At 40.5% G+C, this 13,860-nt stretch carries 12 protein-coding genes; 7 read left to right on the forward strand and 5 right to left on the reverse strand.

All coding sequences use genetic code 11. The features are described 5' to 3' along the window. Positions 1 to 105: 105 nt before the first annotated feature. Positions 106 to 2,526, forward strand: a complete 2,421-nt coding sequence (locus R2S08_RS16930; RefSeq protein WP_316836254.1) for a TonB-dependent receptor domain-containing protein — start codon at positions 106 to 108, stop codon at positions 2,524 to 2,526. 50 nt (positions 2,527 to 2,576) lie between these two features. Here the strand turns inward: R2S08_RS16930 and R2S08_RS16935 are convergent, their stop codons facing one another. Then, complete coding sequence (locus R2S08_RS16935) at positions 2,577 to 4,208, reverse strand: ABC transporter substrate-binding protein (RefSeq protein ID WP_316836255.1); 1,632 nt, start codon at positions 4,206 to 4,208, stop codon at positions 2,577 to 2,579. A gap of 45 nt (positions 4,209 to 4,253) precedes the next feature. Between R2S08_RS16935 and R2S08_RS16940 the strand changes: the two genes are divergently transcribed. Further along, a complete protein-coding gene (locus R2S08_RS16940; protein WP_316836256.1) occupies positions 4,254 to 4,709 on the forward strand; it encodes a hypothetical protein in 456 nt (151 codons plus the stop codon). On the opposite strand, the gene R2S08_RS16945 is transcribed toward R2S08_RS16940, so the two are convergent. Beyond that, positions 4,706 to 5,227 (reverse strand): NADPH-dependent FMN reductase, encoded by a 522-nt coding sequence (locus R2S08_RS16945; protein ID WP_133779932.1) that lies wholly within the window; start codon positions 5,225 to 5,227, stop codon positions 4,706 to 4,708. The two genes, R2S08_RS16940 and R2S08_RS16945, sit on opposite strands and share 4 nt — an antisense overlap. A gap of 183 nt (positions 5,228 to 5,410) precedes the next feature. On the opposite strand from R2S08_RS16945, the gene R2S08_RS16950 reads away from it, so the two are divergent. Genes R2S08_RS16950 through lepB form a run of 5 tightly spaced genes read left to right on the forward strand, consistent with a single transcriptional unit; the run spans position 5,411 to position 9,767 of the window. Then, positions 5,411 to 6,214, forward strand: a complete 804-nt coding sequence (locus tag R2S08_RS16950; RefSeq protein ID WP_108554941.1) for a ParA family protein — start codon at positions 5,411 to 5,413, stop codon at positions 6,212 to 6,214. A gap of 10 nt (positions 6,215 to 6,224) precedes the next feature. After that, the gene (locus R2S08_RS16955; RefSeq protein ID WP_133779933.1) at positions 6,225 to 7,148 is read left to right on the forward strand and encodes a ParB/RepB/Spo0J family partition protein; all 924 of its coding nucleotides are present in this window, start codon (positions 6,225 to 6,227) and stop codon (positions 7,146 to 7,148) included. Beyond that, positions 7,148 to 7,771 carry a DUF5683 domain-containing protein gene (locus R2S08_RS16960; protein WP_316836257.1) on the forward strand — a complete coding sequence of 208 codons (624 nt, stop codon included), beginning with the start codon at positions 7,148 to 7,150 and terminating at the stop codon, positions 7,769 to 7,771. The genes R2S08_RS16955 and R2S08_RS16960 overlap by 1 nt, the downstream gene beginning before the upstream one ends. A gap of 52 nt (positions 7,772 to 7,823) precedes the next feature. Continuing rightward, entirely contained in the window at positions 7,824 to 8,567 is a 744-nt protein-coding gene (dapB, locus tag R2S08_RS16965; protein WP_316836258.1) for a 4-hydroxy-tetrahydrodipicolinate reductase, read from the forward strand. Positions 8,568 to 8,570: 3 nt separating this feature from the next. Beyond that, the gene (gene lepB, locus R2S08_RS16970) at positions 8,571 to 9,767 is read left to right on the forward strand and encodes a signal peptidase I (RefSeq protein WP_199081567.1); all 1,197 of its coding nucleotides are present in this window, start codon (positions 8,571 to 8,573) and stop codon (positions 9,765 to 9,767) included. Positions 9,768 to 9,785: 18 nt separating this feature from the next. On the opposite strand, the gene R2S08_RS16975 is transcribed toward lepB, so the two are convergent. Genes R2S08_RS16975 through rimO form a run of 3 tightly spaced genes read right to left on the reverse strand, consistent with a single transcriptional unit; the run spans position 9,786 to position 13,848 of the window. Continuing rightward, positions 9,786 to 10,868, reverse strand: a complete 1,083-nt coding sequence (locus tag R2S08_RS16975; RefSeq protein WP_316836259.1) for an Ldh family oxidoreductase — start codon at positions 10,866 to 10,868, stop codon at positions 9,786 to 9,788. Positions 10,869 to 10,877: 9 nt separating this feature from the next. After that, entirely contained in the window at positions 10,878 to 12,467 is a 1,590-nt protein-coding gene (gene bshC, locus R2S08_RS16980) for a bacillithiol biosynthesis cysteine-adding enzyme BshC (protein ID WP_316836260.1), read from the reverse strand. A 46-nt stretch (positions 12,468 to 12,513) separates the two neighbouring features. Beyond that, a complete protein-coding gene (gene rimO, locus R2S08_RS16985; RefSeq protein ID WP_133779939.1) occupies positions 12,514 to 13,848 on the reverse strand; it encodes a 30S ribosomal protein S12 methylthiotransferase RimO in 1,335 nt (444 codons plus the stop codon). Positions 13,849 to 13,860: the final 12 nt, after the last annotated feature.

The raw sequence follows: 13,860 nt of genomic DNA on the forward strand, positions 1-13,860 counted from the left end.
CGCCATTCACCGCTTATATTTGCAGCCTCGTCAGAAATCTATTTAATATCCTTGTAACAAAATCTACCTTGCGCAGACTAATTGACAAAAGACGCAAAAATTAATATGAAACGAATTCTACTCTTGCTATTTATAGGTTTAACCGTACTCTCTACTGCAAAGGCACAATTTCCAATGGGGGGAATTGGGGCCGGTAAAAAGGTCACTGTGACCGGAAGGATAACCGCTCTGATCATTGATTCTGCAACTAGAAAGCCTGTAGACTATGCGACCATTGCACTGATTAAAGCTAAAGACAATAAATCTGTTAACGGTGGGTTGACCGACGAAAAAGGAAAGGTTACTCTCCAGAATATCGCTCCAGATCAATATAAGCTGACTATTGGTTTTATGGGGTATAAGACCAAATCTATTTTGGTAAAAACCACCCCTGAAAAGCCTGATTTGAATGTGGGCACTATTTATTTGGAACCAACTGCAGGAAACCTGAAAGAGGTGGAGATTACCGGGCAAAAGGCTTTGGTGGAAAGTAAAGTTGATAAATTGGTTTACAATGCAGAGGCAGATATTACCAATGCCGGAGGAGATGCTACAGACGTCATGCGCAAAGTTCCTATGCTTTCTGTAGATATCAACGGGAACTTGCAGATGCGGGGTGCAGCTGTGCGGGTGCTGATTAACGGAAAACCCTCTGGTACGATGGCAAACAGTGTAGCTGATGCTTTAAAAATGATCCCGGCCGAACAGATTAAGAGTGTTGAAGTGATTACCAGTCCATCTGCTAAATATGATGCAGAAGGGTCGGGGGGAATTGTCAACATCATTACGAAGAAAAAGAATGCAGAAGGCATAAGTGGAAGCTTGAATGGTTCGGCAGGAACACGATCTAATAACGGAGCTTTTAACTTGAATGCGAAAACCGGTCGTTTGTCGCTTACAACAAGTCTGGGTGTAAATCAGGCTTATCCTCAAAATTCGAAGGTGGATATGCTGAACACTTATCTTGATAAGAATGGTCAAACCAATATACTTGCACAAAATGGGTTCTCGAAATGGTCAAGGGTTGGATATAATGGAAGCGCAGGCCTGGATTACGACATCAATGCTTATAATAACATCAGTACCAATATTAAATTTAACCGGTTTTCAAACGGTGGACCGGGAAGCACAGACATCTATCTGAATAATACTTTTCTAAGTACAAATACCAGGGATATGGACATGAGCTTTAACAATATGGACTGGAATGTGGACTATAAGAAAACAACCAAAAGAGAAGGGGAAGAATTCACTTTATCCGGACAATTGTCACGGGGCAGGAATATCAGTAACTATAGTAACATTTTTACCAAACCAAACATGCCAGATTCTACAGTTTTAGGCGACAATACGGGTAAAAATAATGAGTATACTTTGCAGGCCGATTATACCTATCCGTTCAACAAAACGACCACTTTGGAAACAGGTGCTAAAGGCATTTTTAGAAATATAAAAAGTAATGACGGACAAGTTGGTGGATTTGATTACGATCAGAATGTCGCCGCGGCTTATGGCGTAATGGGATTTAAGCTGAGTAAAAAGATGACTGCAAAAGCTGGTTTAAGGGCTGAATATACCGCAATTGATGGAAAAGCATCTAATTTTAAGAATGACTATTTTAACTTGTTTCCAAGTATTATTGTTTCACAAACCCTTAAAGCAAATACAACTATAAAGGCCAGTTACAACAGAAGGGTACAACGGCCAAGTTTATTCTATCTGAACCCATTTAGAAATGAAAGTGATGTATTTAATCCAAGTCAGGGTAATCCAAATCTGGCACCTGAACTAACTGATAATATGGAGTTGGGTTACTCAACTTTTATAAAAGGCTCAATCATTAATGCTTCTGTATTTTATCGCCGCACACATGATGTTATTGAGAGTGCCATAAGGCCTGTTGTTGAAGATGGTGTCAACAAGAACTTAACGACTTATATTAACGTGGGGAACAGTAAATCTTATGGATTTAACATATTTGCTTCTTACAATCCAAAACCAAAATGGACATTGATGACGAATCTGGGCTTGAATACCTATGAAGTGAATGGTTCAGCAACGGGTGTAAGTACTTCAACTTTTTTAAATTATACAGCGTTCTTGCGTTCGGCCTATGCTTTGCCGGGTGGTTGGAATACCGAATTATGGGGTGTACTTAATTCACCAAAACGTACATTCCAGGGAAAAACTGATGCAATGTATTTCTACGGAGCTGCCCTTAAAAAGGAGATCATGAATAAAAAGGCCTCTGTTGGCCTGAATGTTTTAAATCCGTTTAACCGTGATCTAAGAATAAAAACGTTAAACACCACAGCGACTTCTACTCAAAGTACAGACATCCACTATCCATTGCGTTCATTTGGTGTTAACTTTAGTTACAGCTTTGGTAAGCTGAAATTTACGCAGAAGAAAAATATCAATAATGATGATGTGAAACAAGGCGAGCAGCAAATGGGTGAACAAGGTGCCGGAGGTTTAAAAAACTAAAAATAGCTTAAACATTAAGCTCCTTATCTGAATCAGGTAAGGAGCTTTTTTTATGGCTTTTTAACCCGTTTTAAAATCATCAGGTTCAACGCATTCATAGGGTAACCGCTGATTCCGTTCTGTAACATAATCACAGACTGATCATAATAAAGAGGTACAATGGAGGCATATTCCATCACCATATTATCCATTTTTCTGTAAAGCACATATCTCTTTTGGGGATTGCTTTCGTAATAACTCTCTTCAAAGAGTTTGTCGAAGGTCTTGTTAAAATAGCCCGTATAATTTGGCCCATACGGCACACGGTTTTGAGAATAGAAAACAGCCAGGTAATTTTCTGCATCAGGATAGTCTGCAATCCATGATCCTCTGAAAAAGTTGACTTCATTTTTAGACATCATATCTCTTAGACTCGCATTTGGGCTTGCATCAACCTTTACCCGGATTCCCTGGGCATTGAGTTCTCCCTGTATAAATTCGATAAGGTCCTTGTAGGTTGTAGAAGTACTTAGCGTAATTTGTGGCATTCCTTTGCCGCCCGGGTAGCCCGCTTCAGTAAGTAGGGCTGCGGCTTTCTCTGGATTGTAATGATAGCCTTTTACAATGGTGCTATCAAAGCCAGGCATTCCTGCAGGAACAAAGCCTGATGTAGCCGGGGTGCCAATGCTATTGCGCAGGTATTTGATCAATTTGGCTTTATCAATAGCATAATTAATCGCCTGCCGCACCTTTTTATATTTTAAAGGAGAGTTTTTGGCGATGAGTTTAGAAGTATCCACCAGCATACCCAGGTATTCTGTACAGAGATAAGCACCTTTCCTGAGCTGGAATTTACCTTGGTATTTCGCAGTCATCTTTCCACTCTTGGTTAAAATATCATCCCTGTAACTGCCGTCTACTTTGTCAAAGAAATCCAGTTCTTTCTTGATGAAATTCATAAAAGCACTTTGTTTGTCACTGATGAACGAGGCTTTGACGGCATCAAGATAAGGCAGCTGTACACCAGCTTCTTTTTCCCAGTAATGCTCGTTCTTTAACAATACGAGGATTTCATCTTCTTTCCAGTATTTGAACTTAAAAGGACCTGTACCTATGGGATGGCTCCTGAAATCTTTGCCATAATGTTCTACAACTTCATAGGGAACTACCGAACAATATAGGGTTGTTAGCAAATTCAAAAAGGCGGGGAAGGGTTTCAATAACCGGATTTGAAAAGTGCTGTCGTTTATGGCTGTAAAATTGTGGATATCTTTGACTTTATCGCTAAAGATCCAACCGCCGGAAGAACCTACTTTTGGGTCAATCAGCCGGTAAAAGCTGTATACAAAGTCTGGAGCTATTACTTTTCTTCCTCTTCCGTTTTTAAAAAGCGGGCTATCATGAAAATACACATCGCTGCGGAGGTTAAACGTATAACTAAGCCCATCAGCCGATACTTGCCATGTTTTTGCAATACAAGGTACTGTGTGCAGATTGCTGTCAATCTGGATCAGGCCGTTAAAGATCTGGTTCATCATCCAGATGGCATTTTGGTTCCTGGCAAAAGCAGGGTCTAAAGAGGTCAGGTTGGCATCAAGATTAAGATTAAATACTTTTTTTGAGCTATTTGTCAAATCAGCATGGCAGGAGCATATACTCAGCAGCCACAGGCTCCAAAAAATATTTTTAATAATACGATGCATCTGTTCAGGAATATTACTTTTGCACAAAGTAATAAATAAATTGGTATGTCTTTTTTAAATGCTGCGATAAATAAAGTAGGGGATGAATTTCTAAGGGAACAGCTCCAGGACAGGGTCGATATTGTTGAACATAAGATCAAATTTATGGATAAAGTACCTGTTGCGGTATTGAACACAGGCAATCTGCAAAATACAATATTAAATCATGTTCTTGAAATAGCGGGAGGTTTTACAGAAGGGGATTTAAAAAAGGCCAGGGTGATCATTTATCAGGAACAGAATACTTCTATGCTTGCATTGATGGGGGTGGTACCTGCCTTACTGGAAAGAGAATGGCCAGCTGTAGAGTACAACCGCCTGTATTTGATGGACGAACTTAAAGGTAATCAGGACGACCCGGAATTTCTGGTGACTTTACTGGAGGATGTGGCTGAAATCCTGTATCCGGGCTATTTTGTTTTTGGAAATGAAGGACAGCGCTGGATGAGTTTTGGTGTCTAAAAAAGAATAAATTTATCCATTTGCTCGTTAGTGAACTTCAGGGTGTCTTCTTTGTAAAATTCGAAAGCCTCATTCATCTCTGTTTTAATGGCAGAGATGTGAATGCGGAGCGGCATAACGTGTAAATGGAGATAACTGCAGATGCCGGCGAAATGATCAACTCCCCTGATATTGCCATATTTTCCGGAAGAAATCCCCACCAGACAAGCTTTTTTATTGTAAAAGCTTTCAGGAAAATTACAGGCATCTATAAAGGTTTTTAGTACGCCTGGAAAACTTCCGTTGTATTCCGGAATGATAAAAAGGAATTTTTCAGTCCCGGTAATGAGTTCTTGTATGGGTTGAAAAGCTTCACTTCTTTTTCCATATAAATCTGTTTTGATCAGTTGATCAGGCAGGTCTTCAAGATTGAAAATCTGTGTCTCCAGGCCTTTTTTTAATAACGACTTCTGATAATATTTTGCTATTTTAAGCGTATTGCTATTAGGTCTGTTGGTGCCTGATATGATCGTTATCATGTGAAAATTGTTAATAAGATGTTTAAAACACTTATTGCATTGATGACATATATGCCAATAAGTTTGTATCTTAGCTAATTGTTAAAAAGTGCCTGAATAACTACAAAAATAGCATTTTTTAGCATTAATAAATCAAGTATAGTCAAGCCTCAGGTAAATAATTGGTAATTTTTAAAAAGATAAATGAGTAAAATTATTGCACTGGCAAATCAAAAGGGTGGAGTAGGGAAAACCACTTCATCTATTAATTTAGCCGCTAGTTTAGCCGTATTAGAGTATAGAACCTTATTGGTTGATGCAGATCCTCAGGCCAACTCCACCTCAGGTATTGGTTTTGATCCAAGAAATATAAAAAACAGCATATATGAGTGCATCATCAATGATGTGGAACCTTCGGAAGCTATTCAGAAAACCGATACCCCAAATCTTGATTTATTGCCGGCCCATATTGACCTGGTAGGTGCGGAGATCGAAATGATCAATCTGAACAGCAGGGAATATAAAATGAAAGCCGTTCTGGAAAAGGTTAAGGATGATTATGATTTTATCATTGTAGACTGTTCGCCTTCCCTGGGTTTAATTACCATTAATGCTTTAACAGCAGCCAATTCCGTGATCATTCCTGTACAGTGTGAATATTTTGCATTGGAAGGATTAGGTAAATTGCTGAATACCATTAAGATTGTTCAAACCCGTCTCAATCCCGAACTGGAAATTGAAGGTATTCTCTTAACCATGTACGATGTACGTCTACGTTTATCGAATCAGGTCGTAGAAGAAGTAAGAACACATTTTCAGGATCTCGTATTTGAAACCATTATACAGCGCAATACACGTTTAAGTGAAGCTCCGAGTTATGGTGTATCTGTTATTATGCACGATGCAAATTGTAAAGGAGCAATTAATTATCTGAATCTGGCACGGGAAATTGTTCGTAAGAACGGATTAGTTGATCATGTGGAAGATTTGAAAACTGCAATTATATAAATAAGATTTAATGACATCTTTTCAGAGAAAAACAGGTTTAGGTAAAGGATTAAGTGCGCTTTTGGATGACTCAGACTCTGCTCATCCGCCAAAGAGCCAGATGAATCCGGTTAGTGAAACCGGACAGGGACAGAGCCAGGACAATAACATTGGAGAGATCAATATCAGTGAAATTGAAACCAATCCTTATCAGCCCCGTACGGAATTTGATCAGGTTTCTTTAAACGAACTTGCCGAATCTATACAGGTGCAGGGTTTAATACAACCCATCACCGTCAGGAAGGTTTCGGCCAATCACTACCAGTTAATTTCCGGAGAGCGCAGGTTACGCGCCTCCAAGCTTGCCGGCTTAACCAAAATTCCAGCCTATATCCGTAGTGCAAATGACCAGCAAATGCTGGAAATGGCGCTGATTGAAAATATTCAGAGAGAGAATTTAAATGCCATTGAAGTGGCTTTAAGTTTCCAGCGGATGATGGAAGAATGTAATCTGAAACAGGAGCAATTAGGAGAACGTGTGGGGAAAAACCGCAGTACGGTAACCAACTACCTTCGCTTGCTGAAACTTCCTCCAGCTATTCAGATCTCTATTCGCGACCAGAAAATCACCATGGGCCATGCCCGGGCACTGATCAATGTGGAGGGCGTAGATAAACAATTGTTCATTCACCAGGAAATCATAGATAAGGAACTTTCTGTTAGAAAAGTAGAAGAGTTGGTACGGAGTATCAACAGTTTACAGCTGAAAACAAAACCTGGGAAACAGCAACCTGCCGGTGTTTCTTTTGAGTATCAGAAACTTCAAAAAGACTTGGCTTCCAGATTTGCGACCAAAGTAAAATTGAAGGTTGGGCAAAATGGAAAGGGGGCTATTGAGATACCCTTTGTTTCTGATGATGATTTGAACAGGATTTTGGAACTATTAGATTGGTAATGCCTAAAATTCTGCTGTTATCGGCTTTATTGTGTCTTGCCTTCTTTTCTGTAAAGGCTCAGCAACCTTATTTAAAAAAGGACAGCACCCTCAGTAAGTCCCCTCAAATTGATACGATTAAGCCAGTATATGTGAACAAAGGCAAAATCGCAGGACGTAAAGCGGTGTTCAGGGCACTTGTTGTTCCAGGCTGGGGGCAGCTTGGCAATGGCGTCACGGTCTATCGCCTGGTAAAGGTCGGTGCGCTTTATACCGGAGCAACCTTACTGACCTTATCTTATATGTCTAATAATAAGCAATACCAAAGGTACTTGAAAGAATTGCAATATAGATTTGATCACAATGATCAGCCAAATCCAGATAGTGATATTCCAAAAAATGTAAGTACAAGTCAACTGACAATTGCAAAAGACACTTACCGCCGGAACAAAGAGGTGATCATTTTCTCCTTTGTAGCTTTATATGCCGTACAGGCAATTGAGGCCTATGTTGATGCGCGGCTGATGTATTTTGATGTTGGAGATGACCTGGCCATCAGGTTTTCACCTACACTGATCAGTAAGGATGCCGTATACGGTTATAATCCCTACACTCCTGGATTAAAAGTAAGTTTCAGGTTTTGATTCAGGTAAAAAAAAGTACCTTGGCTTTTAATATATAAAAATTAAATAAGAAATGAAGATAGCCTTACTTGGTTATGGAAAAATGGGCCAGATCATAGAGCGTTTCGCTTTGGAAAGAGGTCATGAAGTTGTCTTAAAAATAAATGTAGATAACCTGGAAGAATTAACAACATCAAACTTGCGTAAGGCAGATATGGCTATCGATTTTAGTGCTCCTGATGCGGCACTTGGTAATATTTATGCCTGCTTTGACGCCAATCTTCCTGTAGTAGTGGGTACTACCGGTTGGTACGGGGAATTGCAGAAAGTAAAAGATGATTGCCTGAGCAGTAACAATACCTTGCTTTATGGATCAAACTTCAGTATTGGGGTGAACATCTTCTTTTATATCAATGAAATGCTGGCTAAAGTGATGAATAACTATCCTGCTTATGATGTACAGGTAGAAGAGATCCACCATACGCAGAAACTCGATGCACCAAGCGGCACGGCGATGACGATTGCCGAAGGGATCATCGATCAGTTGGATGGGAAGAAAGAATGGGTAAATGAACTGGAGGGAACACCTTTCAATGATGTTTTGAAGAATGATCAATTACTGATCACTTCTCAACGTATTGAGCATGTTCCGGGAACACATACTGTAATCTACAGTTCTGAGGTGGATGATATCGAATTAAAACATACTGCTCACAGTCGTGCCGGTTTTGCTTTAGGGGCAGTAGTTGCTGCCGAGTGGTTGAAAGATAAACAAGGCTTTTATAATATAGCCGACATATTTAATTTTAATAAATAATATATGAATTGGAAGTTCTGGCAAAAACGTAAGGATGCCGATCCAAAGAAAAAGAAATCTAAAGGTAGAGAATGGACAGATGCCATCATCTTTGCTGTGGTTGCTGCAACCATCATCAGGGTATTCTTTATAGAAGCTTATACCATCCCGACCGGATCAATGGAACGGTCTCTGCTGGTTGGTGACTTTTTATTTGTTAGCAAAGTCAATTATGGGGCAAGGATTCCCATGACACCAATTGCCTTTCCTTTTGCACATCATACTATGCCTATTACTGGTACTAAAGCTTATTGGGATGGTGTTCAGTGGAAATATCGCCGACTACCCGGACTGACAGACATCAAAAGAAATGATGTGGTGGTATTTAACTTCCCTGAGGGAGATACAGTGGCTTTAGAGCAACAGGATCATAATTATTACGAAATGGTCAGGTCACTTGGCTGGCAGTCTGTACACAGTCAGTTTACCATTGTAAGCAGACCTGTGGATAAAAGAGAAAACTATATCAAACGTTGTATTGGTATTGCTGGTGACGTTGTGAGTATGAAAAATGGATTGGTTTCCATTAATGGCAAACCTGAGAAATTAAAGCCGACGGGACAGATTACCTATGCTGTTAAGTTCAAAACAGCTGATGTAAACTTCAGCATTTTTGAGGGAATGGGTTTTAACCTTCAATCTGATATTACCGGTCTGGCACAAAATACCTATGAGTTTACAGGTACGGAAACAATGATGGACCAGGTCCGTAAACTCGACTTCGTAGAAAGTGTAAAAGAAAATACTGCTGTTGAAGGCGAGCAGTCTCTGGATGTTTTTCCACACGATCCTAACCGCAAATGGAATGTGGACAACTTTGGTCCTATTACCATTCCTAAAAAAGGATGGACTGTTAAATTAGATAGTGCAACAATGCCGCTTTATGAAAGAAGCATTAGAATATATGAAGGTAACAAAGTAGAAAAAGTAGGAAAAGACTGGATGATCAATGGTCAGAAAGCCGATACTTACACCTTTAAAATGGACTACTACTGGATGATGGGAGACAACAGGCATAATTCCTTGGATTCCCGCTACTGGGGATTTGTACCGGAAGACCATGTGGTTGGTAAGGCCTTATTTATCTGGATGAGCTACGACACCAACGGATCGTTCTTCAGTAAGATCAGATGGAGCAGATTATTAAGAGGGATTCATTAGAATCCCTTTTTTTATGTCTTATAGTTTTTCAACCTGAAGCTTTTCTGCCAGTGTATTCAGGTCTTTTACGACTGCGTCAATGAGGGGAATCCCATGTTGAGTTCTTTCCTGTTCCGCGGCGTATTCTGGTTCTCCGGGAATGACTACTTTTTTCGTGGGGTCAATGGTACCTGAACCTTTAAATCGTTCTATCCAATTGTCCAGATGGGATTTAAAATCTGCAGCAGGACGGAAGCCATCCACTCGCATTGCACCCAGAAAATGGCCAATACCTTCTCCAACAGGGTCTGAAGGTGGCTCCAGGAAGGCAACAAAAGGAGGTACCCATGGCCCATAATTGGCGCCAGACAGCACTGCAGATAAAATATCTACTGTAGCACCCAATCCATAACCTTTGTGGCTTCCATGGTCTTTATCACTGCCTAGCGGAAGTAAAGATCCGCCGTCTTTTAACTGGTGAGGATCTATAGAGGGCTTTCCATCTTTGTCTTGTACCCATCCTTCAGGAATAGGCTGGCCAGATCTTTGTGCAATCTCAAGTTTGCCATTTGCCGCGGCCGCTGTGGCCATATCTACAATTAATGGCGGATATTTTCCTGCAGGAAAGGCATAACACATGGGGTTGGTACCCAATAAGCGCTCATTAGAATAGGTAGGTGCTACCAGGGGGCTTGCGTTGGTCATGCTAATACCAATCATCTCTTTCTCTACGGCCATTAATGCATGATAGCCCGCAATGCCAAAATGATTCGAATTTTTAACGGATACCCATCCGCTACCATATTTTTCAGCTTTTTCTATAGCCACTTTCATAGCAAACGGTGCCACAACGAGACCTAGCCCACCATCGCCATCTACAGTAGCCGTAGTGGCCGTTTCATGAACGATTCTGATGTTTGGTTGTGCATTGATCCTTTTTTTCTCCCAGAGCCTTACATAACCACTTAAGCGGGCCACCCCATGTGAATCTATACCCCTAAGGTCTGATTTTAGCAAGACATCTGCAGCCAGTTCAGCATCTGTCCTATTACAGCCCATTTTGAGAAAAATACGTTCTGTAAAAGCACGGAGTTTTTGTTCAGTGAAAGTGTGAAAAGTCATAGGTAATTGTTAAGCAAAGAGAATCGTAAAACGATGTTCCAGCGGTTTGAAATTGTCCAGTAACGATTGTATAAAGTCATCGCCGTAGAGTACATACATTGGAGCGATGTTTAATACTCTTTCCTGCAATACACCAGAAGGAAATAACCTCTTTTTTAAACCATCAATCTGACTAAGCGAAGTAATATGCTTGCGTTTTTCAGCCCTCAGCATTTTCTTTTCCAGGTTATCGATCAGTTTGAGGGTCCTGATACGGGCACCGTCTGTAGATTGTGAAAGTGTTTTATCTATTTTATAGGCGTCAAGTTTAATATGATCAAAAACGGCACTTATTGATCTGCGCTCGTCCTCCAAACTTAAAGCAAGATTATGGACATGAACTTTGATCCACTCGTTTTTAAGCGTTTCATTACTATGAAAAAGACTTTGGTGGGTAATGCCCAGAATATGCATTTTTCTCGCACTCTGTGCGTCAATCACCAGTGCCGAATTTCTGAGCATCAGCACAGGATAAGGTATATGATAAAAATCGAAATTTGATTTCAGCTGCAACCAGTAAGTTACTTCTGCACCACCACCGATATAGGCCAGGTTGGGAAGTATAATTTCCTGGTACATCGGGCGCATTACAACATTAGGGCTGAAGCGTTCCGGAAATTCATCTATTTCCTTCTGAAGCGTTTCTTTGGTAAAAACAATAGAAGTGTTGTTTACTTTATACAAGCCATTTTCTGCCACAATCCTTTCACGAAGCTGATCTATCATGTAGAAGAAATTAATTTCTCTTGGATTGACCTGAGGTTTATATCCCTTATCTTCCAGTGCCGCATTGGCAGCACTGATCTGTTTAAAACTATTTTGCTCTATGATGTCTTTGTAAACAACCGGAGCAAATTCCTTTTTCAGCAAATGCTCATCGGCATCTATACAGATCAGACCTTCTGCACCAAAAATGCCATTAACCAGCTCCCTGGTTGCTGCGGCAAGTGTACTATGGCCAGAATAAGCTTGTTCAACAAGGTCGGCCAGCTTTTTGCCGTTCTCACTGATGCCTAAATAGCCTTTGTAGGCCAGTAGAACCTCAGCCATATCTTTTGTGCTCAACCTGCCTGTTGCACCTGCGGCTTTCTTGTCCCAGATCAGTAGCTTGTCTTCTACCTTCACATGATTGATTTCTTCGAAATCATGGTCTTCGGTAGCCATCCAGTACACCGGAACAAAATTATGGTCCGGAAAGGTCTGTTTCAATTCCCTGGCCAGGTTAATGGCTGTTATAATCTTATAAATGAAATATAAAGGGCCGGTAAAGATATTCAGTTGATGCCCGGTGGTAATGGTAAAAGTCTTTCGGTCTGCAAGAAGTTCAATATGCTGTTTAACCAGGTCACTTTTGGTGATGCCTTCATACTGGCGCTGTAATACCTGTACCAGTAAATCCCTGTTACAATCTGTATTCCGCCCGTCAATAGCCTCCTTGAAACCCTGCATATCGGGCTTGTATTTGAAAAAAGGCTGAAGTACATTTTTCCCTTCTATGTAATCCAATACAATAGAAGAGAAGGAGTTGGTGTCCTGGTATGATAGATATTTAGCAAGCATCGGCACGAATTTAAGTTATTAAACCATAATTCATAGGGCCATGCTTTTATTTTACAATCTGTCCATACAGATCGAAATCTTCGGCACGGTCAATTTTTACCTGTACAAAACTTCCATTTGCAGCATAACCGGTAGCAGCGTCTATTAAAACCTCATTATCTACCTCAGGAGAGTCAAATTCAGTTCTTCCGATAAAGTAATCGCCCTCTTTTCTATCTACCAATACTTTGTACGTCTTGCCTACTTTTTCCTGGTTAATATCGAAAGAAATACCTTGCTGCAATTCCATAATTGCATCGACACGCTCCTGTTTCACTTCTTCAGGAACATCATCTACCAGGTTATGAGCATGGGTCTTTTCTTCATGAGAATAGGTGAAGCAGCCTAATCTGTCAAAACGGGTGTCTTCTACCCAGCTTAGCATTTCTTCAAAGTCCTGCTCCGTCTCACCAGGGTAACCGCAAATCAGCGTAGTACGCATTGCGATATTGGGAACTTTATCCCGGATCTGGTTTACAATGTCGATGGTTTTTTGTTTGGTAATACCACGGCGCATAGACTTCAGCATATTATCTGTAATGTGTTGAAGCGGCATATCCAAGTATTTACAAATATTCTCCCTTTCGTTCATAGCATCCAGAATTTCCATCGGGAAACCGGAAGGGTAAGCATATTGCAAACGGATCCATTCTATACCATTGACATCAGATAAACGTCTTAGCAATTCGTCGAGATTGCGTTTTCCGTATATATCAAGACCATAATAAGTCAGGTCCTGTGCAATCAATATCAGTTCTTTAGTGCCGTTGGCTGCAAGAATTTTAGCTTCATTCACCAATTCATTCATATCGCGTGACACATGTTTGCCGCGCATCAATGGAATCGCACAGAAAGAGCAGGGACGGTTACAGCCTTCTGCAATTTTAAAATAAGCGAAATGAGAAGGAGTGGTTAATAAACGCTCGCCTATGAGCTCATGCTTATAATTTGCACCCAGAGAATGCAGGATATTGTTCAGATCGTTGGTGCCAAAATAGGCATCAACATTGGTGATCTCAGATTCCAGTTCTGGTTTATAACGCTCCGAAAGGCATCCTGTTACAATAACTTTAGCTACTTTACCTTCGTCTTTAAGCTGGCTGTACTGTAAAATGGTGTCAATAGACTCCTGTTTTGCGTTGTCAATGAATCCACAGGTATTGATCACCACGATATCATCTTTGCCAACTTTGCCCGCTTCATGAACCACATCCATGCTATTGCCGCGTAACTGCCCCATTAAAACTTCAGAGTCATAGATGTTTTTAGAACAGCCTAAGGTGATGACATTGATCTTAGGTTTCTTAGCGGTAATGATTTTGGAAGTGGTCTTGGTATTCATTTATTTTTTTAA

This window comes from Pedobacter nutrimenti (assembly GCF_032678445.1).
GTDB classification, from domain to species: Bacteria; Bacteroidota; Bacteroidia; order Sphingobacteriales; family Sphingobacteriaceae; genus Pedobacter; species Pedobacter nutrimenti_A.

What these genes read in the sequence shown, in the direction of transcription:
- R2S08_RS16930 (WP_316836254.1), top strand. Translation starts at nt 106, where the DNA reads ATGAAACGAATTCTACTCTTGCTATTTATAGGTTTAACCGTACTCTCT.
- R2S08_RS16935 (WP_316836255.1), bottom strand. Translation starts at nt 4,208, where the DNA reads ATGCATCGTATTATTAAAAATATTTTTTGGAGCCTGTGGCTGCTGAGT.
- R2S08_RS16940 (WP_316836256.1), top strand. Translation starts at nt 4,254, where the DNA reads ATGTCTTTTTTAAATGCTGCGATAAATAAAGTAGGGGATGAATTTCTA.
- R2S08_RS16945 (WP_133779932.1), bottom strand. Translation starts at nt 5,227, where the DNA reads ATGATAACGATCATATCAGGCACCAACAGACCTAATAGCAATACGCTT.
- R2S08_RS16950 (WP_108554941.1), top strand. Translation starts at nt 5,411, where the DNA reads ATGAGTAAAATTATTGCACTGGCAAATCAAAAGGGTGGAGTAGGGAAA.
- R2S08_RS16955 (WP_133779933.1), top strand. Translation starts at nt 6,225, where the DNA reads ATGACATCTTTTCAGAGAAAAACAGGTTTAGGTAAAGGATTAAGTGCG.
- R2S08_RS16960 (WP_316836257.1), top strand. Translation starts at nt 7,148, where the DNA reads ATGCCTAAAATTCTGCTGTTATCGGCTTTATTGTGTCTTGCCTTCTTT.
- dapB (WP_316836258.1), top strand. Translation starts at nt 7,824, where the DNA reads ATGAAGATAGCCTTACTTGGTTATGGAAAAATGGGCCAGATCATAGAG.
- lepB (WP_199081567.1), top strand. Translation starts at nt 8,571, where the DNA reads ATGAATTGGAAGTTCTGGCAAAAACGTAAGGATGCCGATCCAAAGAAA.
- R2S08_RS16975 (WP_316836259.1), bottom strand. Translation starts at nt 10,868, where the DNA reads ATGACTTTTCACACTTTCACTGAACAAAAACTCCGTGCTTTTACAGAA.
- bshC (WP_316836260.1), bottom strand. Translation starts at nt 12,467, where the DNA reads ATGCTTGCTAAATATCTATCATACCAGGACACCAACTCCTTCTCTTCT.
- rimO (WP_133779939.1), bottom strand. Translation starts at nt 13,848, where the DNA reads ATGAATACCAAGACCACTTCCAAAATCATTACCGCTAAGAAACCTAAG.